The following is a 25,393-nucleotide window of genomic DNA, read 5'->3' as shown; positions in this document are numbered from 1 at the left end:
GCAGCCGATCGGTAACCAGACGACTACCCGCGCCGCACGCAGCGAACCACTGCCACCCCGGAGGGCGCGGACCACGGGCCGCTACCCGCGGCGGTCAGTCCTCGACCCAGCCATACTGGCGCGCCATGGCGACCAGCGCCCGACGGGCCTCGACGATCTGCGCACCGGTCATCGTGGGCACGTTCGCCAGCAGCAGCTCAGTCACCGCGCTGTCGAACTGCTCCACCGCCAACACGTCACACTCACCGTCCTCGTCGGACAGGGGCTGCGGACGACTCGGCACACTACGGTTCGGTGCGGCCGGAGCCGTCTCCAGCACCACACTCGCGACTTTCAGACCCCGTTCGGACTGCACCACTTCATAGCTCACCCGCATGCCGGCAGCGACTGCGTGCCGCTGATCACCGAAGTCGTTCGCGTGCACAAAGACGTCGTCACCACCCCCGAACGGTGCGATAAACCCGTAGCCGCGAACATCATCAAACCGAACAATTGTCCCTTTTTCCACCAGAAACCCCCAACAAGGACCAACCACCAACACCCGAAACGCGCAACCCGCGGATGGGTCCCACGCGCTGCCAGCCTAGCGACCCTGCCGCCGAGACGGGACCGGGACGTCAGCGGAGCGCTCCGGCGACACCGGAGACGCCAGCAGCGGCAGCGCTGACCCACGGGTACGATCGGCTCCCTGTTGACGGGAACCGGCAGAACATGGTGGTCGCTGCCACACCGGGGCAGGTATCGCTCGGTCACACAGGCCCGGTACGCCATGGTCACCGGCGCCCGTCCGAACACGGCTCGCGGAGATCCGGTACCGGTCGAGAGGAGCGTCCTAGTGGGATGCGATCCGGTACGCAATGCCTGGTCGCGACGGGACCGGCTACTGCCGGGTGTCGAGCACCGGAGTTGCCGAGCCTCCGTACGGCGCCGGAGTCATCCCACGTTTCGCGTGGACGAGGTGGGTTTGCCGGTCGCACGTTCCGTTCACCCCGAGTCGGACGGAACTGTCGCTGAAAAGGCCCCCGAGGCAATCGACGGTGATCGTCATGACCGTCTTGGCGGGCCGCCGGTGGAGCAACCGCCGCGTCGTCTCCGCACCCCACCTCACGCCGCGGCGTAGACCTCGGAGATCGCGGCGAGCACCTGATCCCGGGCGGCCTCGGCCGGACAGACGCCGATAAGCACGTAGTAGGCCAGCCCTTCGGCGAGCGCCACCAGGGTTACGGCCCCCTCCTCGGGGTCGGTCCGGGCACGGAGGTGGCCAGCGGCTTGGTCGCCGCGGAGCAGGTTGGCGAGTTGGCCGTGGAGATTGGCGTAGTCGACGCGCAGGCGGGCGGCGATGGCCTCGTCAGCCAGCGCCGCCGCGGTGAATGACTGGCGTACCCGCAGGTGGGCCCGGGTAGTGGCGTCGTACGGAATAAGCTCGGTGAGCACCACGGTGAGCAGGCGCCGTCGGCTGACGTCCCGGTCGTCGGGGCTGGCCTTGGCGGTAATCCGACCGCTGGACAGGGCGTTACCCCGCTCGAAGGCGGCCTCGATCAGCCCTCGCTTGGTGGGGAAGTAGTGCTGGACCCGGCCCGGCGATACGCCGGCCTGAGCGGCCACCGCGGCCAGGGACACGGCCGCCAGCCCACGTTCGGCGACAACGGCCAGCACCGCATCGGCGATCTCGTTGCGCCGATGCGCGTGCTCGGAGCCCACCCCTCGAGTTCGACCGGTCGCCAACCGCTTCCCTTTCCCACTCAGGTTGCCCAGACCTTGATTCGAGACTACTTTATGCATCATAGCAATGTGATCTCATTGATTTGAGGGTATCGTGGGGTGGCGGGACGGGGGCAAGCTGTACACACAGCACGTCCGACGCCTCGCCCCGCACGCGGCCTCCTCCGGCCGGGCGGCGCTCCTGCTGGCCTGCACCGCGCAGTTCCTGGTGGTGCTCGACGTATCAGTGGTCAACATCGCACTTCCGTCCATCCAACGGACCCTCTCCCTGTCACCGTCCGGCCTGCTGTGGGTGACCAACGCCTACGCGTTGGTGTTCGGAGGCTTTCTCTTGTTGGGCGGCCGACTATCCGATGTGTATGGACGCAAGCTGGTCTTCATCGCCGGACTGGGGCTGTTCACCGCCGCGAGTCTCGTCGGCGGGATCGCCTCCACCGCCGGCGTGCTGGTCGGTGCCCGCGCGTTCCAGGGCCTCGGTGCCGCCGCGCTGGCACCCGCCACCCTGACGATCCTCACCACGACGTTTCCGCATGGGCCCGCCCGTAACCGTGCGTTGGCGGTCTGGACCGCGGTCAGCCTGGCCGGCGGCGCGGTCGGCAACCTTGTCAGCGGTGCCCTCACCGAGTACCTGACCTGGCGGTCAACCCTGCTGATCAACGTACCGATCGGCATGTTCTGCATTGTCGTAACAGCTGCCGCGCTGGCCGAAGGGAGGCCACGTGACCGGGTCGTCCGTCTCGACGTCACGGGTGCCGCCCTGGTCACCACCGCCCTGATCGCGGTGACCTACGCCGTCACGGCCAGCTACTCACACGGCCGACGAGATCCGACCGCCGTAGCGGCGTTGGTAGCCGGCCTGGTCTGCCTGGCCGCCTTCGTCGTGGTCGAGGCACGCGGCGCCGAACCGCGGCTCCTGCCGCTGCGGCTGCTGCGAACCAGGGCGATCTGGCTGGGCAACCTGCTGATGCTGTTGGTCGGGGCAGGCTTCCAGATCCCGCTGTGGTACTTCCTGACCCTGTACCTGCAGCAGGTACTCGAACTCACCCCGCTACAGACCGGGGCCGGGTTCGTGCCACACACCCTGCTGATGATGCTGGTCGGAATGCGCGTGGCCCCATGGCTGATGCGGCACGTCCCCGCCCGGACCCTGGTCATCGTCGGAACCGCCATCGCCGCGGCAGGTTTCTGGTGGCAGAGCCAGATCACCGTCCACAGCACCTATCTGTCCGGCGTACTCGGCCCCGCCGTCGTCATCTCGATCGGCGGCGGGCTACTCATCGTGCCGCTGACCGCGGTGGTGACCTCTGGTGTCTCCGGCCCCGATGCCGGGGCAGTCTCTGGGCTGACGAACACCGCCAAACAGTTTGGTGGCGCCCTTGGTCTGACCGCCTTAGTCGCATTGACCAGCCGGCATTCGTCAGCCAAGACCGATCTCGTCAGCGGCTACGCGCAGGCGTTCGCGTTCACCGCCCTCATCCTGACCCTCGTCGCCGTCGTGGCGTTCGCACTACCGGCCCAGGATTCCGCTAGGCCAGTTCCCGGGTCTCGCCGGACCAACGCCGGCGCAACCGGCGGTCATGACTGACACCACCGCGGTGCCCCGGTCCTCCTCGAGGACCGCCTCCAACTCCTCGACCAGGCCACGCGAGAGGTGAAGGGTGCGCTCGTGCAGGCTGGATCTGCTCCTCGACTGAACCCGGGCCGCCCATTCGCGAAGCCGGCCACGACGGGTCAGTTGGCCGCCAGCGGGGGGCGAGGTCACTGGCGAGGACCCGCAGCAGCGTGCTCTTCCCGGCGCCGTTCGGCCCGCAGATCAGCAGGCATTGTCCCGTCTCGACGGTCAGTGTGGTGGGCTTCAGCCGACCGGGGAACGGTGCAGTGCTTGCTCCGCGTTACGGACGCGGCTCGCGACCGACTGCTTGGTCACGTGGTGAATGCTGATCATGGACGCCGTGGCCGACCGGTCGGGCGTACACCGGACCACGGTCTACCGACGCGGGCGGGACGTCGGCGGCCTATTGGCCGATGTCCTGGCGAGCGCGACCAGCGACGACTGGAGCCGCCCGCTCTATCACGCCCTCGTCCTGCGCCGATCCCCCGCCGACGCCGACCTCGCCGACGCCGACCTCGCCGCACGCTCGGCCCACCAGGTGAGCGTCGCCGCCCGGGCGGGTGCCTTCGCCCGACCCGGCAGCGAGCTCTGCACCACCGACGTACCGGCCCACCAGCCCACCGGCCAGACCATGAGCTCTCGCCAACCTGACCCTTCTGGTGCGGCTGTGAAAAATGTAACCTACATGAGGCTGCGCGCCGGCAAGTCCTGTTAGGATTCCGCAATTCTTCATGTCGCCGCCATTGAAGAAGGGAATCGCCTAAATGCATGACGTGGACACCGCGCGTTATCCACTGGCCGCCCCCGGAAGCGACGCATGGGAACGCGTCGTCACCAAAACCCGCACCGACCTGCGCACCCACGGTTGCAGTGTGCTGCCGGAGTTCATTCGGCCGAGTAGCTGGGAGACGCTACGACGGGAAGGCACCACAGTTGCCCCGTCGGCGTACTACGACGTTACGGAAACCAACGTCTACAACATAAAACTCGATGCCGATCTGCCAGCTGAGCACCCAGGCCGCATCATCATGCGACGTGGCAACGCGTTCGTCCCGCGCGATCTGATCCCCACCGACAGTCTCATCCACCGGCTCTACCGCGATCCGTCGTTCGTACGCTTCGTCGCCGCCTGCTTCGAGCTCCCGGCGCTCCACGAGCTCGCCGACCCGCTCTCCGGCCTGGTACTCAACGTCGTACAACCCGGTATGGAGCATCCGTGGCACTTCGACCTCAACGAGTTCACCGTCAGTCTGCTGACCCAGGAGCCGGAGGAGGGGGGTGTCTTCGAATACTGCCCGAACATCCGTTCAGCGGGCGCGGAAAACTTCGACGCCGTCCGTTCGGTGCTCACCGGCACAGATCGGGCACCGGTACGGGCCCAGACCCTGCGCCCCGGTGACCTCCAACTGTTCAAGGGACGATACGCGCTACACCGGGTGAGCGCGGTACACGGGGACACCGCCCGGCACACAGCGATCTTCGCCTACTCCCAGCGCCCCGGCGTGACGGGCAGTGTCACCCGTACGCGACAGCTCTTCGGCCGAGTCCTGCCCACGCACCGCGACGCCGAGCGTCATGCCGTTCGCGTCGACCAGCTGCTGGACTAGCACTCGTCAACACCACCCAGTGCGTTTCGGTCAGCCCGGAAGACCTGCGACGGCATACCCTTTGACCTCAACCAATGGCCCCGAAAGCGGCCCGACGAGCAGCACACTTCCAGGAGGCCGAGTGAGTACGTTCGACAACGAGGACAAACTATCCTCGGTACCGCTACCCGCGCTGGAGGACACTTGCGCCCGGTTCCTCGAGTGGTCCAAGCCGCTCCTGACGGAGCAGGAATTCGCCGACACCGAGGCCGCGGTGCAGGAGTTCGGGCAGGCCGATGGTCCGGGGCCGAAGCTCCACGCCGACCTGGTGCGGTACAACGAGGACGCCGCTACCCACAGCTGGCTGGACGACTTCTGGCCAGCCCGCTATCTCGGCAGGCGTGACCGCATCGCGTTGAACGCCAACTTCTTCTTCCTGTTCCGCGACACGCCGCTGCGCGGGTTCACCGACCCGCAGGTAGAACGCGCGGTGCGGCTCATCGCCGCCACCGTCAACTACAAAATCCAGCTCGACGCGGAGCGCATCCCGGCAGCCGTCACGCGCGGGCAGCCACTGTCAATGGAGCAGAACAAATTTCTCTTCTCGACCACCCGCATCCCGGGGCCGGTTCAGGACAGCGTCCGCGCGCCGTACAGCGACGAGATGCCGGGCCCCGCAACCGCGCGACACATCGTGGTGTTCTGCCACGGCAACGCCTTCCGAATGGACGTGATCGGTCCGGACGGACGCCCGTACTCCCTCGACGACCTGACCGCGGGCCTACGGGGGTTGCAGAAGACCGGTCTCGTGCCAGCGGCGATGACCACCGCGACCGGCCATCTCACCACCATGGCCCGAGCCGAGTGGGCGGCGGCCCGACGGCGATTGATAGCACGTGACACCAGCAACGCCGTGGCACTGGAGACCATCGAGACAGCGCTGTTCTGCGTCTGCCTGGAGGACCTGGACCCGGCCGACGACCTGGCGGCCTGCGACCAACTGCTCCACGGCGACAGCGGCAACCGGTGGTTCGACAAGGCGGTGTCGCTTATCGTCTTCGCGGACGGCACGGCCGGCATCAACGTCGAACACTGCGAGCTGGACGGCACCACCATTCTCAGCTTCGTCGACGCAATTCTCACCGGCACGCCGGAGGAGCACGCCACGCACTCAGGTGCGGTGGCACAGGGCGTGCCAGCGATCGAGCCGGTCACCTTCGTGCTCGACGACGGGCTGCAAGCCGAGATCGCCACCGCGGCACAGTCCTTCGCCCGATTCGCCGCGGACACCGCCACCGCGACCCTGTCCATCGACGAGTTCGGGGTGGACGAGGTCAAGCGGCTACGGATGTCACCAGACGCCTTCGTGCAGTTGGGGTACCAGCTCGCACACAAGCGCGCCAAGGGGTTCACCGGAGCCACGTACGAATCCATCGCCACCCGCCAGTACTCGCGCGGACGAACGGAGGCGATGCGCGTCGTCACGCCGGAGGTGCTGCGGTTCGTCGCGGTCATGGACGATCCCACCGCAGCTCCGAACGAACGACGGGCGGCGTTCCGTGCCGCGGCCACCAAACATGTCGAACGGGCGAAGCAGTGTCAGGCCGGCGCCGCACCGGAGCAGCACCTCTGGGAGCTACAGCTCATCCAGCAGCGGCGGGGGGCTGCACTCGGCGTGCCCGAATCGCCCCGACTCTATGAGACGCCGGGGTGGCACACGATGCGCGACGACTACCTGAGCACCAGCTCGGCACCGTCGACCACTATCCGCTACTTCGGGTTCGGGGCCACCAGCAGCCGTTGTATCGGCATCGCCTACGTGCTGCTGCCGGACCGGTTCCACCTGTACCTCAGCACCCCACGCCCGGTCGCCGAGATGATGCACACGTTCGCCGACCGGCTCCGCGAGGCGATGCATGAACTGCGCGCCCTACTCGACGAGCAGTAGCCGATCGCGGGCTACCCTCCTCACCTGCCTCCGGGGCTCGGTGAGGTGGACCTGCCGGCGTTTCCCGCCGGCAGGTCCACCTCACCGAGAAGTTTCACCTACTCGACAACCCGCAGTTCGGCGATGGACCACCAGTTTGCCGTCCCGCCCGTCTACCGGATCCACAGGTACCGGGCTTGGGTGATGGGGACGTTGACGGTGGTCACCTGGTCCGTCCCGTACCCGGTGGCAACGGTCGTCCAGCTCGAACCGTCGTTCGAGGTTTCCACGTTGAACCAGCGTGGCTGGTCCCCAGGGTTGTCGGCCCCACGTCGATCACGACACGGTTGAACCAGCTACCCGCACCGAGGTCGACCCGGTACCACTCTCCGGCGGCCTGTGCCGCACCGGTGGTCCACCGGGTGCCGGGATCGCCGTCCACCGCCTCGAGGCAGCCGCGGGCACCGAAGCTTTGTCCTATGAGGACGATTATGCTGTGGCTCTGACCGACTGCCGCACCGAACCAGGTCTCGGCCATAGCCAGGGTCTTGGCGCCATTGTCGGCGAAGATCGACACATCAGTGGAGCCAACCACCTCGTCCAGCGTGGTCGGCTCCCACCCGAGACTCTGGGCATGGATGATATTCGTGCCGTCGTCGGCTGCGCCGACGATGCCCGGCAGCCCCAGGCCGATACCGACAAGCGTTTCGTCCGACTCAGGGTTGGCCGCACGGAGCTGAACGAAGGCCGCACCCAAGGTGCTAGCGTCCCGACCGGGACTGGTGACACGGGTGGGCAGTCGGCGGAAGACCCGGTCCGCCCTGCGCAGCGACAGATCGAACAGTTCGGCGGTCACGCCACGCTCGCCGACATCAACGCCGATCAGGTGGGCCCCAGCACCGACCGGACGAAGCCGGGCGATCGGCCTCCCCCCATCGGAGCACCGCAGCCCGATTACGGACCCGTATGTCTTTTACGCTATTTCACCCCTTCATGTCACCCTTAAAGTCGAGTCTTAATCTAAGTTCTGAAGTAACCCCAAGCAATAGATCTGAGCAAGATTATTTCGAGAGCCGACGATCATCGCTCGGCATAAATCAGCACCTACACCGCTGATCAACATGGTCAATATTCACGCCGACGCTCTTACCGGTTCAACCACTGACTTCCGACACTCCGGCACCAACCGGAGTCGCTCGGCGGGCGCCCTCGTTCTCGCGCGCAGCACCACCAGCCGAATGCCTCCAGGATTCGTGGGCGATCCAGACTACGCATGATGCGGATCATCGCAGCGACGGGCGTTGTACCAGCTCGGCGGGATCAAGATATTACGTGCCGCATAATGGACAATCCACCGCCTGGGGTGCGAATCTCCAGGGGCCACGGGAGACACCGCGTGGCTTCCGAGACCAGAGGAGCCGCAGTCATGAGTGACCTTGCCAACGCCATCGAACGCTACATCGACATGTGGAACGAGACAGACGCCACGCGCCGGTCCGAAAAGGTTCGCACCATCTGTGCGGAGAATGCGACCTATACGGACCCGATGACCGACGTCAGTGGACATGAGGCAATCAACACGCTGATCAGCGCCGCCCGGGAGCGGTTCGCGGGCATGACCTTCACCCTGGCCGGGCCGGTTGACGCCCACCACGGCGTTGCCCGCTTCACCTGGCACCTCGCCCCAGCTGGGGCAGCAGAGCCCGTGGTCGTTGGCTTCGACGTGGTGACGGCCGACGACGACGGACGACTCTCCGCGGTGTACGGCTTCCTCGACAAGGTGCCCGCCACCCGCTGACCGCGCAGCTACCGCACGGCTGGCGCTCGGAGGGCCAGGCATATCCGGATTCGGGGCGACGCCGTTCTCGGCGTCGCCCGCCGGGGCACTGCCACGAGGCCTCGCAGAGACACGTCACGACGGGGAGCCCACGAGGAGGACGATCTTCCCCCTCCCGTGCCCAGTCTCGATCAAGCGGTGTGCCCCAGTAGCCTCCGCAAGCGGGAATGCCTGTCGGATGTGCAGCTTGAGCTTGCCCTGTGCGTGGGCTCGGCCAGCTCGGCGAGCTGGCCGTTGAACCGCTTCGGCGTCACGGTCGGAACGCGGAGTTCTACAGCGAGTTCGTCGGAAGCCATGATGCGAACCCGGTTCGCGTCCTTGGCCAGCTCTACCGAGGCACGCAGCGCGTCTTCGCCGGCGATGTCCAGGGCGGCGTCCACACCGTCGGGCGCCAGGGCGCGCACCCGCTCGACCAGTCCGTCGCCGTAGGTCACCGGCGCCACACCCATCGAACGCAGGTATTCATAGTTGGCCCGCCGTGCCGATGACGGTGCTCGCGCCCCAGGCCAGGGCCAGCTGGACCGCGACGGTGCCCAGGGCACCCGCCGCCGCGTGGATCAGGACCGGGTCGCCGGGGCCGACCTTCATCTCGCGCCGGCACATGTACGCGCCGACTCCGTTGGCGGAGAGTCCGTTAGCGGAGAATCCGCCCGCGATGCCCCAGGGCAGCTCTTCGGCTTCACGGTGACCTGCTCGGGGGAGACCACCACGTACCCGCCGTAGGCGCCCAGCGTGCAGTAGCCGAGGACCTCGTCTCCCACCGAGTGTCCGGTAACGCCTTCGCCCACCTGGTCGACGACACCCGCGTACTCGTTGCCGGGTACGACGGGGAAGGAGTTGTCCACCGTCGGCGGCGCCCCACCCTTCCTGATGGCGGTGTCGAAATGGTTGACCCCGGCCGACCGCACGCGGACGCGGAGCTGACCAGGACCGGCCTGAGGGGTGGCGACCTCGGTCAACGTCAGAACGTCCGGCCCGCCGAAGGACGCCAAGGCGGCAGCCTTTCATAAGACTCACATCTCGCTTCTCTGTTTCATGGATCTGGGCGCTTCGACCCGGGTGCTCTTACCAGGCCAGCCCGGCGAACCCGGTAGCTGAGGACAGGGTCAAACCTCAAGTCCACTTCAGGTCAAGGCCGGGCGGGCGGAATGCCAGGCCTACCGGAGGGCGGCCTGCCGCGGTGTTCGGCCGTATACCTGACGGTCGCGTGCCACAAAAACCGACCAGCCGGGCAACCACGCAACCGTGTCGATGACGGTGTGGCAGGTCCAGGGTGGTCAGTAGAACACCGACATCCGCGGCCTGGCGGTCGACACAACCCAGACATCGATCAAGCCGGTGAAGCCGAAACCACAGATTGGGTAGGCGCGGCTGGAGTACTACCGCTTTGGGCCAACCGAGCAGCCACTTTAGGTACCCCAAAACCTAACATAAAGTAGATACGAACCGAGCACAGCATCGCAACAGCTTGGGGGAGACATGAGCCGGACCGAGATTGACCCCCACATTCAGATCCTCGGTCCCGTCCAAGCGACGATCCGCGGTAGAGAGATCGACCTAGGACCCCCGAAACAGCGAGCAATTCTCGCCCTTTTGGCGTTACGGGCAGGACGACACGTGCCACTCGATGATGTGGTCGCCGCGCTCTGGACGGGACAGTCACCGACCCGCGCCGCCAACCTTGTGCACACCTACGTCGCCCGACTGCGCCATGTGCTGGAGCCGGACACACCACGCCATCAACGAACAAACGTTATCGGCTCCGTATCCGGCGGGTACCGGCTGGCTGTCGGTGTGAGGCAGCTCGACCTGCACGCATTTCGTGCCGAAGTCCGGGAGGCCACGGACCTTCACGAGCGCGGCGAGCCGACTGGCGCCTTCGCCCGCTTCGCCGAGAGCATTGGCCGGTGGCGAGATCCCCAGGTCAGCGATCTGGCCGCTCTCCTGATCGAGCAGGACGACATTCGCCCGCTGCGGCAAGAGTTCCTGGCCGCAGCGCTCAGCTATGTCGGCCTCGGTCTGGAGCTGGGCCGGCCGGAGGCAGTCCTGCCGGTTGCCGAGCGACTGGCGCTGACGGAGCCACTCAACGAGCGGGTGCAGGCCCGGCTGTTGCAGACGCTGGCCCGAATCGGCCAGCGGGCTCGGGCCATTGAGCGGTACGCCGAGGTACGCGGGCGGCTTCGGCGTGACCTCGGTGTAGACCCGGGGCCCGACCTGTCTACGGCGTACCGCGAGGTGTTGGACGCCAGGCTGACCTCGTCGTACACCCACCGAAAGGGCCCGGCTCACGCCCCACCATGGCGAGGGGCGGCACCCCTGATCGACGAGCTGACCGGGCGTACGGCCGATCTTGCGGCAGTCAACGATCTGCTTGACGGATATCGCCTGGTAAGCCTCACCGGTCCGGCCGGCGTAGGCAAGTCCGCGCTTGGCCTGACCGTCGCCGAGCAGCAGCGGGAGCGGCACGCCGACGGGGTCGCGGTCGTCGACCTGACGGACGTACGCACCGGGCTCGCTCTCGAACGGGCGGTGAACGCGGTGGTCGCCCCCCACCCGCCGCGAACGACGGGACCACCAGTGCCCCTGGTACGTCAGCTGGATGGCCGGCGGCTGCTGCTCGTGATCGACAACGCCGAATTCGTCACCGATGCGGCAGCCGATTTGGCAGACGAACTGCTCCGCGGTTGTCCCGGCCTCACCGTCCTGTTGACCTCGCGCGAGTTGCTCGGGATGCGGTACGAGGCGGTGCATCCGGTCCGGCCACTGCGCACCGAGCCAGAGCCGGGGTCGTCGGCGCCTCCACCCGCACAACAACTGTTCACCCGACGGGCCATGCAGGTGCAGCCGAGCTTCCGACTCGACGAGTCCACCGTGGCAGGGGTCACCACGGTGTGCCGGGCCCTCGACGGCCTCCCCCTCGCCATCGAGCTGGCCGCAGCGTCGCTGCGGACGCAACGGTTGGAATCCCTGGTTGAGGTCGTTGCCAATCCGCTGCATTGGCTCCGGCCGCCGCGGCGTGGGGTGCCGAGTCACCATCGGTCGCTACACGCTGCCGTGCATCGCAGTATCGAATTGCTCGACGCGGCGGAGCTGCGCTGCTTCACCGGTCTCGGGGCGATGCCCGCCGACTTCGACCTGGCGGCCGCCGCCGGTGTCGGCGAGGCGCTGATCGGTGATCTCCGCGCCGTGCAGGTGCTGTTGGATCGACTGGTCGACAAATCGGTGTTGGAAGTTCGGCACGGTCCCGCCGGCCGGACTTACCACATGCTCAGCACGGTTCATGCATTGGCCCGACAGCTCTTTCAGGAGGGTGTTTGCACAGCAGCACCCTCCTCGGCCCGGTGCACATGCGGCTGCCACCCCGGTGATTGAGTCAGAGACAGTCGCAAATCTTACTGTTTTGTGCACCACTTCCCTGCAGGCCATAGATCACGAGTGGAGCGACACCACCTGCTCCCGCACCAGACGATGCGCGTTGACGGTTTCAAGAAAAGTTCAAGGAGGTGTCAGCAGAATTCTCGGTGGGTGCCCGAACAACCGTACAGGGGGCTCGCATGAGTTCGACCTCAGGTGGCTCGCCGTACCTGGTGGACCAGGTCCGAAAGGCAGCCGCGGCGCAGGCGATCGACTACATGCGCCAGCATCTGGCGGAGCCGTTGCAGCTGGCCGACCTGGCTCGGGTAGCGCCCTTCAGTCCCTTTTACTTCCACCGGCTGTTCCGAGACGTGACCACGATGACTCCGGCCCGCTTCCTCGCCGCACTGCGCATGGCGGAGGCGCGGCGGCTCCTGCTGCACACGAACCGGACCGTCACCGCGATCAGCCGGTGCGTCGGCTACACCAGCACCGCCACCTTCACCACCCAGTTCTCCCGGCTGGTCGGTACCACGCCGGGATACTTCCGGCAGGTCGCACGCCTACTCGAGGGGCACTGCTGCCACGTCCTGGCGGAGCGGCTCCACCGCACGGCCGCAGGAGTCAGCCGCCCCCGACTGACCCTGCTCGTGCCCGAGAGCCAACCAGGCGACCTGGTGCTGGTGGGCCTACGTGGAAAGGAGCGGGGCACCGACGTACCGACCGCGTGGACGGTGGCCGCCGGCAGTTCGGCCGTTCCGGTCGTCGCCCGACCCAGTGCCTACCACGCCCAGATCGTGCTGGCACGGGCGCACAGCACGCTGCTCAGTGCCCTGGTCGACGAGGAGCCGGCGGGCTACCTGGTCGGTACCGCCGAGGTGGAGCTGACCCAGCGCGGCGCGACGATCGGCCGAGTCCTGGTGCGACCGCCGCGGCCAACCGACCCGCCGGCGCTGGCGATCGGCCCGATCGGCCGGATCATCGAGACGCTTGCCTGCCTGTCCGAGCCGCCGCGGTGGCCGGGCTCGGCCCCACTGGCTACCGATGCAGCGCTCACCCCGGTGGCCATCGCATGAGTTTTGCCGTGTGAAAGAAGATGACGCGGCGAGGTGACCCGAAATTCAGCAGTTGAACGCGGCGCGGAGCCCGAGAACGCACCATTCACCCCCCAGCCTGCCGGCTCACCTCGAAAAGTGCCGCCGGGCCCGCGCCAAAACGCACTTTCGGATCGAGGCCCTCACCCGGGAACCGTTGTGCCGCCGGCTGCCCTCCCCTACGCTTTCGCCCATCACGTCACCCTGATGGCGGGAGGTCGGGAATGGACAAGGACGACAGCTCGGATCTGCGAGCATTCGCACACGACTCACCTACCGAGACGGAGACGGCGCTACGGCTGACGAAACTGTTGGCCACCTCGCCCATCCCGACCGAGGAAATGATCAACAATTTACCGCTCTTCCTCCGCCGACATCAGCTGACCGACCTGCTCTCCATGGACGCGCTGTACCGGCAGGTCCTCGACGTGCCCGGCGTGATCATGGAATTCGGGGTCCGGTACGGCCGCCACCTCGCCACCTTTGCCGCCTTACGCGGAGTCTACGAGCCGTACAACCCGCTGCGACGCATCGTTGGATTCGACACCTTCACCGGCTTTCCCGACCTCAACGATGTCGACCGGGTGGGCCCGACCGCGTACGAGGGTCGCTTCGCCACACCGCAGGGCTACCCGGCGTACCTACGGGAGATCTTGGACGCACACGAACGCAGTGAATTCTTCGGTCACGTCACCCAACGCAGTGTGCTGGTCCAGGGAGACGTACGGGAGACAGTGCCGCGCTACCTGGAGGAGAACCCACAGACCGTCATCGCCCTGGCCTACCTCGACCTGGATCTGTACGAACCGACGAGGGCGGTCTTGGAGGCCATTCGGCCGCGGCTGACCAGGGGCAGCATTGTCGCCTTCGACGAGTTGGACAACCCGAAGTGGCCGGGCGAAAACGTCGCCGTGCGGGAAGTGTTCGGGCTGGACCACGCGCCGCTGCGGCTCCTGCCCGGCCGACCGGCCCCGGCCTACCTACGCTGGGGGGACTGAGTGGCTCGGCGGTAGGTGCCCGAGCCACCGATCAATCTCCGGGAGCGGTTCCGGGTACCCAGCGCCGCCGCCGTCACGCTACGTCATTCGGGTAGCGCCCCAGGCCGGCCAGCAGCTCGGCCGGTCGGATGCGGACAGGGCCTGAGAGTCCGGCTCATCAGCGTCAACCTCAGCCCTGCCCTGTTCGAGCTCGCCGGTCATGTCCGAGCCGGAGTAGGTAGTGACGGCCCGGTCACGCACCGGTCGAATCAGCGCCGGGTAGCCGGGAACAGGTCACGACGCTCGCTGGGCGGCGCCCCAGGCCGACAGGGCCCGGTCCAGGTCGGGCCCGGTGGAGCCAGCCCAGGCAACATACCCGTCGGGCCGCACCAACATCGGTGTGGTCGGCTCCACTGGCCGTAACGTCACCAGGTGGTCGTAGCCCGGTCCGCTCGGATCCGGATCCACCAGGACGAAGCCGCCCCCTCGCAGCGCCGTGTACAGCCGGCTCCCGTCCTGGGCCGCGAGGTCGGGGGCGCGCTGGCCGACCAGTGGATGCGCGCCGCGGGAGGCCGGATAGCGTACGCCGATCCCGCTGAGCCGCATTCGCAGCTGGTCGCCCAGCGGTCGCACGGCGATGCCGGCGCGGAAGATCCCGTTGCGGGCTGCCCGCGCGAGCGAGGAACGGAGGATCACCGCCCGGATCAGCCCTCCACTCGTGCGCAGCACCATTCGACCGACCGGCCGGCGCTCCGCCTCGTACGTGTCGAGCAGACTGTCGCCAGCCCGACCGTGCAGCACGGCAGCGAGCTTCCACCCCAGGTTGGCCGCGTCCTGCAAACCGGTGTTCATACCCATACCGCCGGCTGGCGAGTGGACGTGGGCGGCATCGCCGGCGAGCAACACCCGCCCCTGCCGGTAGGCGGTGGCCTGCCGCTCGTCGCTGTGGAAGCGGGACATCCAGCGGGGGCTGTGCATGCCGTAGTCAGTGCCGGCGATCCGGCGCACAAGAGTGGCGATCTCCTCAAGGGTGACCGGCGTACTGTCGGGCGGCTCCCAGTCCGGGTTCCGCGCCATAACCCGGTACCAACCATCACCGAACGGGACGATGAGACAGAAGCCGTGCTGGTTGCCCAGGACCGTGAGCACCTCCGGCGGCGACTCGGTGAACTGGACGTCAGCCAAGATCAGTGAACGCAGTACGGAGTGGCCCGGGAAGTCCAGACCGAGCTGGTCTCGTACCGTGGAGTGACGTCCGTCGGCGCCGACGACGTACCGGCCGGTGAACGTGTGAATGTCCCCATCGCGGTCAACGGTCAGCTGCACCTCATCCTGACCTGACTCAATCTTGACTACCCGGGCACCACGGATCAGATCGACCCCACCCGCGACGGCGCGCTCCAGCAACAGGCGCTCCACCTGGTACTGGGGTGTGACGAGCAGGAACGGGAAGCGGGTCGGCAGCGATGCGAGGGACACCGACACCGTGCCGAACAACCGGAGCCGGCCCAGCGTTTTGCCGGTGTCGACCAGTCGGTCGGCGAGCCCACGGGCGTCGAACTGCTCAAGGGTTCGCGCATGCACCCCGAATGCTCGAGTCAGGTTCGACTCGTCGCGGCGCTTCTCCAGAACAGCGACCCGAACCCCGGCCGCCGCGAGATCACCGGCGAGCAGCAGCCCGGTTGGCCCGGCTCCAACAATCACGACATCGTATGTGGTTTCGTCCATCGGATCAGCCCGCCTCCACCAGTCCATTGCTCGGATGGCCCTAGGTCAAGAACACGCGACAGGTCGTTCCACTCTCACCGGCGAGCCTACGCAGATGGATGTCACCACCACCAGAGAGTGACGACTGTGGCTTCGATGACAATAAAACTATGGCGACGGATCGAATCCAGTGCTAGCCAGACACCGTCAATCGGGGTTGGTGCTGGCCCGATGACCCGTACCCGGTTCAGCCAGATTCGCCACTGCGACGCTGGGGCGGGACAGCGACGAGCCCGGCCAACCCTCGTCGGGTCGACCGGGCTCGTCGTGGGGTCCGATCAGGCGAGGTCGAACCGGTCGAGCTCCATGACCTTGGTCCAGGCCGCGACGAAGTCCTGCACGAACTTCTCCCGCGCGTCCTCGCTGGCGTACACCTCGGCCAGGGCCCGCAGCTGCGAGTTCGAGCCGAAGATGAGGTCGACCGCGCTGGCGGTCCACTTCACCTTGTCGGTGGCCACATCCCGGATCTCGTAGGCGTGCTCAGTGGACTCCGATGCCTTCCACCGCGCGCCCGAGGCGAGCAGGTTGGTAAAGAAGTCGTTGGTGAGCACACCGGGACGGTCGGTGAGAACGCCGTGCCGGCTGCCGCCGGCGTTGGCCTCGAGCGCCCGCAGGCCGCCGATGAGGACGGTCATCTCGGGTGCGGTCAGGTTGAGCAGGTAGGCACGGTCAACGAGCAGCACCTCCGGCTGGGTCTTCTCACCCGGACGCAGGTAGTTACGGAACGCGTCAGCCCGCGGTTCGAGCACCCGGAAGGAGTCGACATCGGTCTGCTCCTGGGTGGCGTCGGTGCGACCTGGCCGGAACGGCACGGTCACCTCGACGCCGGCGTCCCGCGCCGCCTTCTCGACCGCGGCTGAGCCGGCCAGCACGATCAGATCTGCGAGCGAGATCTTCGCGCCACCAGCGGCGTTGAACTCCCGCTGGATCTCCTCCAGCGCCGGCAGGACGGTGGCGAGTTGCTCGGGCTGGTTGACCTCCCAGCTGCGCTGCGGCTCGAGGCGGATCCGGGCACCGTTGGCGCCACCGCGCTTGTCGGTGTGGCGGAAGCTGGCCGCGGAGGCCCACGCGGTGGAGACCAACTGGGTGGTCGTCAGGCCGGACTCAAGCACCTTCGCCTTGAGGGCGGCGATGTCGGCTGCGCCGACGAGCTCGTGGTCAACGGCGGGTACCGGGTCCTGCCACAGCTGCGTCTGCGGCACCCACGGCCCGAGGAACCGGCTGACCGGGCCCATGTCGCGGTGCAGCAACTTGTACCAGGCCTTGGCGAAGGCCAGCGCGAACTCGTCCGGGTTCTCCAGGAAGCGACGCGAGATCCGCTCGTACGCCGGGTCAACGCGCAGCGACAGGTCGGTCGTGAGCATGGTCGGCTTGTGCTTCTTGGTCGAGTCGTACGCGTCGGGGATGATCGCCTCGGCGTCCTTGGCGACCCACTGCTTCGCGCCACCGGGGCTGGTGGTGAGTTCCCACTCGTAGCCGAACAGGATCTCAAAGAAGCGGTTGCTCCACTGCGTCGGCCGGTCGGTCCACGTCACCTCGAGGCCGCTGGAGATCGTGTCTGCACCCACTCCGCTGGCGTGGCTGCTCATCCAGCCCAGGCCCTGCGCCTCCAGGGGGGCGCCCTCGGGCTCGGGACCCACATGATCGTCGGCGACCCCGGCACCGTGGGTCTTGCCAAAGGTGTGGCCACCGGCGATGAGGGCCACGGTCTCCTCGTCGTTCATCGCCATCCGGCGGAAGGTCTCCCGGATGAAGTGCGCCGCCGAGGCCGGGTCCGCGTTGCCGCGCGGGCCCTCCGGGTTGACGTAGATCAGACCCATCTCGGTCGCCCCGACGCCCGCCGAGAACTCCTTCTCAGAGACGTAGCGCTCGTCGCCGAGCCAGGTGTCCTCCGGGCCCCAGAAGATCTCCTCGGGCTCCCAGACGTCCTCCCGGCCGAAACCGAACCCGAACGTCTTGAAGCCCATCGACTCCAGGGCGACGTTGCCGGCGAGCACGAGCAGGTCAGCCCAGGAGATCTTCTGACCGTACTTCTGCTTGACCGGCCACAACAGCCGCCGGGCCTTGTCCAGATTGACGTTGTCCGGCCAGCTGTTCAGCGGCGCGAACCGCTGGCCGCCGTCACCGGCGCCACCGCGGCCGTCGTGGATGCGGTAGGTGCCGGCAGCGTGCCAGCTCAGCCGGATCATCAGACCGCCGTAGTGGCCGAAGTCGGCCGGCCACCAGTCCTGCGAGGTGGTGAGCACCTCGGTGATGTCCCGCTTGAGGGCCTCGACGTCGAGCTTGGCGAACTCCTTGGCGTAGGAGAAGTCCTCGCCCAACGGGTTGACCTTCGCCGAGTTGGTGGAGAGCACCGACAGGTCAAGCTGGTTGGGCCACCAGTCCCGGTTGGTACGTGGGCGGCCACCACCGACCGCGCTGGGAGAGTCGATCGCCGGGCTCTCGCTCTCGCTGCCGTGCGCGGTGACTGAGTCGTGCGCGACCGGACAGCCGGCCGCCGCCTTCTGATCCACGCCCTGCGCGCTGACGGGGGCGTTGTCCTGAGTGTCGCTCATCTACTTCCCTTCACGTGGTGGAGCGCGGAAGGCGCGTCCGATTTCTTGCAGTCGGGGCAGGTACCCCGGTAGACAACCTCCGCCTCGTCCACCACGAAACCGTGGTCGTCGGAGGCGGTGAGGCAGGGAGCGCGGCCAACCGCGCAGTCGACGTCGGCGATCGCTCCACAGGACCGACACACGATGTGGTGATGGTTGTCCCCCACCCGGGACTCGTACCGAGCCGGGCCGCCGGTTGGTTGAATGCGTCGCACCAGGCCGGCAGTGGTGAGCGCGCGGAGCACGTCATACACCGTCTGATGCGACACGGTCGGATTATCCATCCGAACCAGGGCGATAACCTCATCGGTGTCGACATGCGGATGGTCACGCAGCGCGGCGAGCACCGCCATCCGGGGTCGGGTCACGCGCAACGAGACCGACCGCAGCTGCGTCTCGAAGTCGGGCGTCACGCGACGACGATAGCCGCTCTTCTGGAATGAATCAAGTTTTGTGGCGGGGTGAATCCGACCGATCAGGGCAGGTCGACGCCGCACCTGAGCGGCGGCGAGCGGCCGCCCTTCGCCAGGGTGGCCGCTCGACCTCGCGCGACGGCTCCGCACAATCAGCGGCTCCGCAAAGTCAGCGGTTCAGCGGGTCTCCGTGCTGGACGCGGTCGAACTGGAAGTAGTCGATGTTGAAGTTCTGGTACGCCGCGTCGTCCATCCGCACCTCGAACTCGTGCGTACCCCGACGCAGGAACTGGGTCCCCTCGATCTCCTGCAACACGAAGGCACTGTGTGAGGTCGTGCCGACCACATCCACCGGACCCGTCGTCGACCGGCCGTCGACGGTCATCGTGAACCGACCCGCCGGGAAGTACGGCGACGACATCCGCACGCTCGCCCGGTAGTGACCCGACTTCGGCACCTCAACGGTGTACTTCACCCACTCGCCGCCACGAATCCAACACATCACCACCGCGCCGGACTGGTCGCAGATGTCCACACCCTCGTACTCACGGGCCACCGTGCCACCCCGGTTCTCGTCATCCAGGTCGTGGTAACCGATCCCCTTACCCTCCAGCGAGTAGTCCTCGGCCTGCACCCGCACCGAACCCTTCGGCAACGACGGCCACTCCCCCCGACCGCCGTGCTTGTTGTCCCGACTCGCCAACCAGCTCACCAGCTGCTCCGGGTTGTCGGTCTGGATCATGTCCGCCTGGTGCCGATCCACCACCGCACCCCACCCCAGCGCCGGATCCCGCAACGACGTCTCATCGGTGTAGCCAGCGGCCTGGCCGTACCACAACGTGTTCATCCACACCCGGGCGTGCGACTGAACTGCTGCCAACGCCGCCGGCTGCACCTGCGGATCCGTGAGCCGGTCAAAACCGATCTCGTACGCCTGCGGAGCACGACCGGTGAACGCGCCGATCTCGTCCACGTTGTCGTCGTTGATCTTGTGCATGTAGAGAATCTCCGGGTCGAAGTTGAGAAACTCCTGGGCGTCCGCCAGCGTCGCCGGCCCCTTGAAGATCCCGTGATCAAGCGTGTCCGTCTCGACCAGGACGTCGTACACCTCGTCCCGAATCTCCCACGCCTTGTCCAGGTTGACCATGGCACGACCCCGCACCACCGCCATCGCCTCCGCCAACGTCGGCACCCGCGCATCGGTCAACGGCGCCTGATCACCACCCAGGCCCACCTTCAACCGCAACTGCTTCACCTCGGCCAACGTCAACTCCGACACCGCACCGCTACCGTCCGTCGTCCGATCCACCGTGCCGTCATGCATCAACACCAGATGCCCATCAGCCGTACGCCGCACATCGATCTCCACCACATGCGCGCCCGACTCCACCGCCGAGTCGATCGCCGCCAGCGAAAGCTCCGGCGCAGCCCGCCAGTGACCACGGTGCGCCACCACCAGCACCCCAGCACCCGGACCGTGCCGCAGGAACTGCTCCCGCACCTGCTCAATGGCGTGGTTAGGCGCCGCCGCAACAACCGGCGCAGGCGCGACCGAGGTCATCGCCCCCGCCACCCGCGGCACCGCACCAACCACCGCACCCGCCACCACCACGGCCAGCGCTCCACTCAACCACTTCGTACGCACAAGCAACCCCCGGCAGAGATACCAGACTGATCAACGGCCCGCACCGCTTCCGGCGCAGCCACCGCCTCAACCTGCCCGACCGACTTGTCCGCATAGTCAAAACTTCCCTACAAACCTCCTACCACAAGACGAATAGCTCTTCGCCGAACGTGCACCGAGTGTTCCTCTTCACCATGGTCCGATCCGCTCCGTCGCGCCTGCCGACGCAGCGAGAAGGGCAGTGTCACCGGTGCCGGCGTACGCGTCGAACGCAGCGTCGACGAACTTGATGGCGTGCGGTCCGGCGGAATCCACCGCGAGCTGCATGACATCGGCAGCATCCCGTGCGCCCACGACCAGCGGCCTGGGTTCTCCGGTCGCCGGGGCGTACACGGCAGTGATGGCTGCCGTGGCTGCCCAGCCGGCCGTTCCGGGCCGAACTGCTGTATCCGTTGATAGGCCTCGTCGAGTACATCCATGCGGGGACGGTAGAAGTTCAGGTGAGGTTGACGTCAACTGCCCGCGAGATCTGAGCTCACTGGTCTGCCCGCATTCGACCAGGTTCGACTGGACAGGACCACGCGGAAGGAGAGGGGGCTCCCAGTCATCTCGGGCGACCAGTTCGATGAGGCAGTCAGCCGCACTTACGGCGAACCCGCCTCGTTACGGAGGTAGGATTCCGGCGGCCACCGCCGTCAAGTCCGCAACTGGCACCTCACCATTCCCGCCAACGCTGATCACCACACCGCCTGGTGCCGTGATCACGACGTGGTGGGCGGTACCCTCGGAGCCAACGAATCTGGCAAGCTGGGCTCGGCCCACCGGAACCGAAAAGATGTCAATCACGTCGGCGCCTTTGATGGACCATCCCGTCAGCCACTCGGTGACCTGCGCCCGATCAACGTCCACCGTCGTCCGTTCCGGGCGCAGTACCGAAATCCAAAGCCAGTTTCCCCCGTCGGGGCGCACATACGTACGGAGCGTTGTCGCGGCGGTCGGATGACCGGAGGCGGAGTCTCCTGGGCCAGATCTTCCGCAGCGGCGCGGTCCAGCGTCAGAATGTTGCCTAGGCGCAGCAACTCGGGGCGCTCTGTCGCACAAACGCGTCGAACCCGGACTCGTCCGGTGGGAGTGCGGACACCTTCACACTATGACTACCCCGTACTCCCTGGAAATGTTGCACGGGTCCCCTGATTCAGGTGATCGAGCGCCCCACCTTTCATCGGCGGATCCTGACGTTCGAGCCACCGTCTGCTGCCGTCAGCCAGCCCCACCCCACTGCTCAGCTGCCGTACCGTTCGGCCGCACGGGCCTTGGCCTTCGCGGCCTCGACCGCGCGGTCACGGGGAGGCGCCTTCGTCACCAGGTCGCCCAGGAGGGTCTGAGTGGCCTTGGCAACCGCACGAACAGCCTCGTTGAACGCCTCCTCGTTGGCCGCTGATGGCCTCGTCGTGCCACTGACCTTGCGCACGTACTGAACCGCGGCGGCCTCGATCTCGTCGTTGGTGGCGGGCGGTTCGAAGTTGTGAAGTACGCGAATGTTCCGACACATGACTCTACGATGCCAGGCTCAAGCCCCACACCGGGACCGACCCCGCCTAACCGCGGGACGAAATCTGTTGCACCGTCCAATGGTTGCCGTCCGGGTCGTCGAAAACGACGAAGCCCACGTTGTCCAGGCTGTCGCCGTCCTGGGCCGGGCGAAAGCCCTCCGGCCCGGCCACTCGGACCTCGCTGACCCCGACCCCCCGCTCCACCAACTGCTGATGGGCCTTCCGCACGTCCGCGACCACGAACTGCACCCCCTTCAGCGAGCCCGGCTCCATGGAACTGATGCCCTTCCCGATAATGATCGAGCACCCGGAACCCGGTGGGGTCAGCTGCACCGGACCGAACTCGCCATCGCCACGAGAATCAAAATCCAGGTGGAAACCCAGCTTCTCGGTGAAGAAATCCTTGGCGCGGTCGACGTCCGCCACCGGCACCAGCACCACTTCCAAAGTCCAGTTCATTTCTCCCGCTCTCGCTCGTGCTATCCCTAGCTGGGCGGACTCGCTCTCCGGCCGCCGACATGTTGTTGGTGGCACCCCAACGGGCCCACATCACCGCGACGCGAACACCTCGTCAAGCCGGTCGTAGCTCTCCCCCACGCCACGCTCCATCGGAGTGGCCAGTACGAGATCGCGCACCTCCTGCGACGAGTAGCGCAGGGTGGTCTTCAGCGTGGTCAGCCCAGCGTGCTCCGTGAGTACGGCGGTGACGACCGACTCGCCCGGCACCCACTGGTCGTCGTAGGACTCGGTGTAGGCGAGACGCTCCGGGGCCTGGACCTCGCGGTACACCCCGCCCTGGGCCATCTTCAGGCCACCCGGCCCCACCGAGACGAAGCGCCAGCTACCACCGATCTGAAGATCGACCTCGCATTCGACCAGCCGCCAACCGCGAGCACCGAACCATCGTCTGAGCAGTTCCGGCCGGGTCAACGTGTCGAACACGAGGTGACGTGGCGCGTTGAACACCCGAGTCAGGACGATGTCGGTCGGCGCTGGTGTGGTCACCCGCAGGGCTCTTGCCATCATGCCGCCTGGCCCTCCCGGCCATTCGTCGACTGGGGAGTGTCGTCACCGGCCTGGAGTTCGTCGAGTAGTTGGTCAAGGCGCCCGTACGCCTCCGCCCAGTAGCTGCGGTAGTTCTCCAGCCAGTCCACGACCATCCTGAGCTGGCGCCCCTCGAGGTGACACGGCCGGCGCTGGGCGACACGCCCGCGGGAAATCAGCCCTGCGCGCTCCAAGACCTTCAGGTGCCGAGAGATCGCCGGTTGACTCACCGGGAACGGGGCGGCGATCTCCTTCACCGTCGCGTCACCCTGAGCAAGCCGGGCGAGGATCGCTCGCCGGATCGGGTCCGCCAAGGCCGCGAAGGTGGCGTCGAGACGCTCGGGCTCATCGAGTGCATAACTAACTTGTTTCATAACGAGTTGGTTATATCCTTCCTCTGCTGCCCCCGTCAAGCCCGAACCCGGCATGTCTTCGCAGGTAAAGGGCGCTCCGGCGAGGTGACGCGAGCTGAACGGCCGCCCAACAAGCGCACCCGTTCTGCAGGTACGCGGCAGTCCGGCTCCCCGGGACACGCGTGGTCGAGCGGCACCGGGTGGCGCAGGGATCGGTACGATCGCCTATCGATCGGAGGGCCACCATGCCGGATGTCAGCGCCGAGCAGCTCGTCGAAAGGTTGCAGACGTACCAGTCGGATGAGGAGCTCCGCAAGATCCAGCGCTACTTCAGGCACGCCGAGGGCGACACGTTCCTGGGCGTCCGGATGGGGCAGGTATTCGCACTGGCCAAAGAATTCATCGACCTGGCGCCCGGCGAGATCGAAACCCTACTCGACAGCCCGATCCACGAGGTACGCGCCGGCGCGGTAAGCATCATGTCCAAGCAGGCCGCGCGGAAAAGGACCACCGACGCGCGCCGGGCGGAGCTGTACGACCTCTACCTGCGCCGGCACGACCGGATCGACAACTGGGACCTGGTCGACCTCGGTGCCGCGAACGTGGTGGGGGCGTATCTGGTCGACAAGCCCCGCGACGTGCTGTACGAGTTGGCCCGCTCGGACGACCCGTGGCAGCGACGAACCGCGATCGTCAGCACCATGGCGTTCCTACGTGCCGGTGACCTCGACGACACGTTCCGGATCGCCGAGATGTTCGTTGCTGATCCACATGATCTGATCCACAAGGCCACCGGCTGGCTGCTGCGCAGTGCCGGGGACCAGGACCGGGCGCGGCTGCTCGACTTCCTCGACCGACACGCGGCCACCCTGCCCCGGACACTACTGCGCGCAGCCATCGAGCACCTCGACAGGGAGCAGCGGACCTACTACCTGGGCCGGAAAAGACCGAGCAGGGAGCCTCGGTTCGCCGCTAGCGTGCGACGCATGGCCAAGCTGCTGACCGGTAAAGTGGCGCTCGTCGCTGGAGGAACCCGGGGCGCCGGGCGAGGAACTGCCATCCAGCTCGGAGCGGCTGGGGCTACGGTCTACGTCACCGGCAGATCAACTCGTGCCCAACGTTCCGAGATGAACCGGCCAGAGACCATTGAGGAGACCGCGGAGTTGGTCAGCGCCGCTGGCGGAGTCGGCATCGCGGTGCGGGTCGACCATCTGATCCCCGACGAGGTACGCGAGCTGATCGCACGGATCGATTCCGAGCAGGGCGCCCTCCACGTACTGGTCAACGACATCTGGGGCACCTCCCAGGTGGAGTGGAACAAAGCGGTCTGGGAGTCGGACCTACACGCCGGACTGCACACGCTTCGTCTCGCCGTGGACACCCACGCCATCACCAGCCACTTCGCGCTGCCACTGCTCATCAGGAGCCCGGGTGGGCTGGTTGTCGAAATGACCGACGGGACAGACGACTACAACGCGGCTACCTACCGCAATTCGTTCTTCTACGACCTCGCCAAGGGCGCCGTGAGTCGGATGGCGTTCGCGCTGGCGCATGAACTCCGGTCACACGACACGACGTCGGTGCTGCTCACGCCGGGATGGTTGCGCTCTGAGGAGATGCTGGACTCCCTCGGTGTGACCGAGGAAAACTGGCGCGACGCTCTCCCGATCGAGCCCCACTTCGCAATCTCCGAGAGCCCGGCGTACGTTGGCCGCGCCGTGGCGGCACTGGCACAGGATCCTGACGTATCCCGATGGCACGGCAGGTCGCTCTCCAGCGGGGAGCTGGCGAAGGTCTACGGGTTCACCGACCTTGATGGGAGTAGACCCGACGCCTGGCGATACCTGGTCGAGGTGCAGGACATCGGCAAGCCCGCTGACGCGACCGGATATCGCTGAACTCCCCAAGGCCACTCGCTGCACGATGGAAGCATGTT

General features: G+C 66.9%; 20 protein-coding genes and 5 pseudogenes. 10 read left to right on the top strand and 15 right to left on the bottom strand.

Going from position 1 to position 25,393, the window contains the following annotated elements; genetic code table 11:
* Positions 1 to 94: 94 nt before the first annotated feature.
* On the bottom strand, positions 95 to 511 hold the full coding sequence (locus STROP_RS10425; RefSeq protein ID WP_028680492.1) for a cold-shock protein: 417 nt from the start codon (positions 509 to 511) through the stop codon (positions 95 to 97).
* Positions 512 to 1,104: 593 nt separating this feature from the next.
* A complete protein-coding gene (locus STROP_RS10415) occupies positions 1,105 to 1,701 on the bottom strand; it encodes a TetR family transcriptional regulator C-terminal domain-containing protein (protein WP_026274879.1) in 597 nt (198 codons plus the stop codon).
* Between the two features lie 115 nt (positions 1,702 to 1,816).
* Between STROP_RS10415 and STROP_RS10410 the strand changes: the two genes are divergently transcribed.
* Complete coding sequence (locus STROP_RS10410) at positions 1,817 to 3,307, top strand: MFS transporter (RefSeq protein ID WP_011905949.1); 1,491 nt, start codon at positions 1,817 to 1,819, stop codon at positions 3,305 to 3,307.
* Positions 3,308 to 3,470: 163 nt separating this feature from the next.
* Here the strand turns inward: STROP_RS10410 and STROP_RS26440 are convergent.
* Positions 3,471 to 3,587 (bottom strand): annotated as a pseudogene (locus tag STROP_RS26440) (ATP-binding cassette domain-containing protein); the annotation flags it as partial.
* Positions 3,588 to 3,656: 69 nt separating this feature from the next.
* Between STROP_RS26440 and STROP_RS10405 the strand changes: the two are divergent.
* From STROP_RS10405 to STROP_RS10395, 3 genes and pseudogenes are all read left to right on the top strand, one after another.
* A pseudogene (locus STROP_RS10405) lies at positions 3,657 to 3,929 on the top strand (hypothetical protein); the annotation flags it as partial.
* A 169-nt stretch (positions 3,930 to 4,098) separates the two neighbouring features.
* On the top strand, positions 4,099 to 4,941 hold the full coding sequence (locus tag STROP_RS10400; RefSeq protein WP_011905947.1) for a HalD/BesD family halogenase: 843 nt from the start codon (positions 4,099 to 4,101) through the stop codon (positions 4,939 to 4,941).
* Between the two features lie 121 nt (positions 4,942 to 5,062).
* Positions 5,063 to 6,868 (top strand): choline/carnitine O-acyltransferase, encoded by a 1,806-nt coding sequence (locus tag STROP_RS10395; RefSeq protein WP_011905946.1) that lies wholly within the window; start codon positions 5,063 to 5,065, stop codon positions 6,866 to 6,868.
* A gap of 202 nt (positions 6,869 to 7,070) precedes the next feature.
* Here the strand turns inward: STROP_RS10395 and STROP_RS10390 are convergent, their stop codons facing one another.
* Positions 7,071 to 7,730, bottom strand: coding sequence for an ROK family protein (locus tag STROP_RS10390; protein WP_080516584.1), 660 nt, complete (start codon positions 7,728 to 7,730; stop codon positions 7,071 to 7,073).
* A 543-nt stretch (positions 7,731 to 8,273) separates the two neighbouring features.
* Here STROP_RS10390 and STROP_RS10385 point away from each other — a divergent pair.
* Entirely contained in the window at positions 8,274 to 8,645 is a 372-nt protein-coding gene (locus tag STROP_RS10385; protein WP_011905944.1) for a nuclear transport factor 2 family protein, read from the top strand.
* Positions 8,646 to 8,759: 114 nt separating this feature from the next.
* Here the strand turns inward: STROP_RS10385 and STROP_RS26170 are convergent.
* Positions 8,760 to 9,676, bottom strand: a pseudogene (locus tag STROP_RS26170) (quinone oxidoreductase family protein).
* Between the two features lie 487 nt (positions 9,677 to 10,163).
* Between STROP_RS26170 and STROP_RS10375 the strand changes: the two are divergent.
* The 3 genes from STROP_RS10375 (at position 10,164) to STROP_RS10365 (ending at position 14,130) form a co-directional block, all read left to right on the top strand.
* Positions 10,164 to 12,056 (top strand): ATP-binding protein, encoded by a 1,893-nt coding sequence (locus STROP_RS10375; RefSeq protein ID WP_011905941.1) that lies wholly within the window; start codon positions 10,164 to 10,166, stop codon positions 12,054 to 12,056.
* A gap of 182 nt (positions 12,057 to 12,238) precedes the next feature.
* The gene (locus STROP_RS10370; protein WP_011905940.1) at positions 12,239 to 13,114 is read left to right on the top strand and encodes a helix-turn-helix domain-containing protein; all 876 of its coding nucleotides are present in this window, start codon (positions 12,239 to 12,241) and stop codon (positions 13,112 to 13,114) included.
* Between the two features lie 242 nt (positions 13,115 to 13,356).
* Positions 13,357 to 14,130: a class I SAM-dependent methyltransferase gene (locus STROP_RS10365; protein ID WP_011905939.1), complete on the top strand. Its 774-nt coding sequence runs from the start codon at positions 13,357 to 13,359 to the stop codon at positions 14,128 to 14,130.
* A 273-nt stretch (positions 14,131 to 14,403) separates the two neighbouring features.
* Here the strand turns inward: STROP_RS10365 and STROP_RS10360 are convergent, their stop codons facing one another.
* The 10 genes and pseudogenes from STROP_RS10360 to STROP_RS10315 form a co-directional block, all read right to left on the bottom strand.
* The gene (locus STROP_RS10360; RefSeq protein WP_011905938.1) at positions 14,404 to 15,864 is read right to left on the bottom strand and encodes an FAD-dependent monooxygenase; all 1,461 of its coding nucleotides are present in this window, start codon (positions 15,862 to 15,864) and stop codon (positions 14,404 to 14,406) included.
* A gap of 290 nt (positions 15,865 to 16,154) precedes the next feature.
* A complete protein-coding gene (gene katG, locus STROP_RS10355) occupies positions 16,155 to 18,431 on the bottom strand; it encodes a catalase/peroxidase HPI (protein ID WP_011905937.1) in 2,277 nt (758 codons plus the stop codon).
* Positions 18,428 to 18,883: a Fur family transcriptional regulator gene (locus STROP_RS10350; protein ID WP_018830048.1), complete on the bottom strand. Its 456-nt coding sequence runs from the start codon at positions 18,881 to 18,883 to the stop codon at positions 18,428 to 18,430. Before STROP_RS10350 ends, katG begins: the two co-directional genes overlap by 4 nt.
* A 169-nt stretch (positions 18,884 to 19,052) precedes the next feature.
* Positions 19,053 to 20,495: a glycerophosphodiester phosphodiesterase family protein gene (locus tag STROP_RS10345; RefSeq protein ID WP_018830047.1), complete on the bottom strand. Its 1,443-nt coding sequence runs from the start codon at positions 20,493 to 20,495 to the stop codon at positions 19,053 to 19,055.
* A 201-nt stretch (positions 20,496 to 20,696) separates the two neighbouring features.
* Positions 20,697 to 20,861 (bottom strand): hypothetical protein, encoded by a 165-nt coding sequence (locus STROP_RS25675; protein WP_230582355.1) that lies wholly within the window; start codon positions 20,859 to 20,861, stop codon positions 20,697 to 20,699.
* A 659-nt stretch (positions 20,862 to 21,520) separates the two neighbouring features.
* A pseudogene (locus tag STROP_RS25670) lies at positions 21,521 to 21,654 on the bottom strand (SigE family RNA polymerase sigma factor); the annotation flags it as partial.
* A 135-nt stretch (positions 21,655 to 21,789) separates the two neighbouring features.
* A complete protein-coding gene (locus tag STROP_RS10330) occupies positions 21,790 to 22,059 on the bottom strand; it encodes a DUF2277 domain-containing protein (RefSeq protein WP_011905933.1) in 270 nt (89 codons plus the stop codon).
* A gap of 46 nt (positions 22,060 to 22,105) precedes the next feature.
* Positions 22,106 to 22,519 (bottom strand): VOC family protein, encoded by a 414-nt coding sequence (locus STROP_RS10325; RefSeq protein ID WP_011905932.1) that lies wholly within the window; start codon positions 22,517 to 22,519, stop codon positions 22,106 to 22,108.
* Between the two features lie 90 nt (positions 22,520 to 22,609).
* Positions 22,610 to 23,086, bottom strand: a complete 477-nt coding sequence (locus STROP_RS10320) for an SRPBCC family protein (RefSeq protein ID WP_011905931.1) — start codon at positions 23,084 to 23,086, stop codon at positions 22,610 to 22,612.
* Complete coding sequence (locus STROP_RS10315; RefSeq protein ID WP_026274878.1) at positions 23,083 to 23,478, bottom strand: ArsR/SmtB family transcription factor; 396 nt, start codon at positions 23,476 to 23,478, stop codon at positions 23,083 to 23,085. Before STROP_RS10315 ends, STROP_RS10320 begins: the two co-directional genes overlap by 4 nt.
* A 224-nt stretch (positions 23,479 to 23,702) precedes the next feature.
* Here STROP_RS10315 and STROP_RS25665 point away from each other — a divergent pair.
* Positions 23,703 to 24,433, top strand: a pseudogene (locus tag STROP_RS25665) (DNA alkylation repair protein).
* A gap of 10 nt (positions 24,434 to 24,443) precedes the next feature.
* Positions 24,444 to 25,355 carry an SDR family oxidoreductase gene (locus STROP_RS25660; protein WP_018832524.1) on the top strand — a complete coding sequence of 304 codons (912 nt, stop codon included), beginning with the start codon at positions 24,444 to 24,446 and terminating at the stop codon, positions 25,353 to 25,355.
* The last annotated feature ends 38 nt before the right edge of the window (positions 25,356 to 25,393 follow it).

The sequence above is a fragment of the Salinispora tropica CNB-440 genome, from assembly GCF_000016425.1.
GTDB lineage: Bacteria > Actinomycetota > Actinomycetes > Mycobacteriales > Micromonosporaceae > Micromonospora > Micromonospora tropica.
The sequence above is the reverse complement of the archived record's forward strand: the minus strand, read 5'-3'. Positions and strand labels throughout refer to the sequence as shown.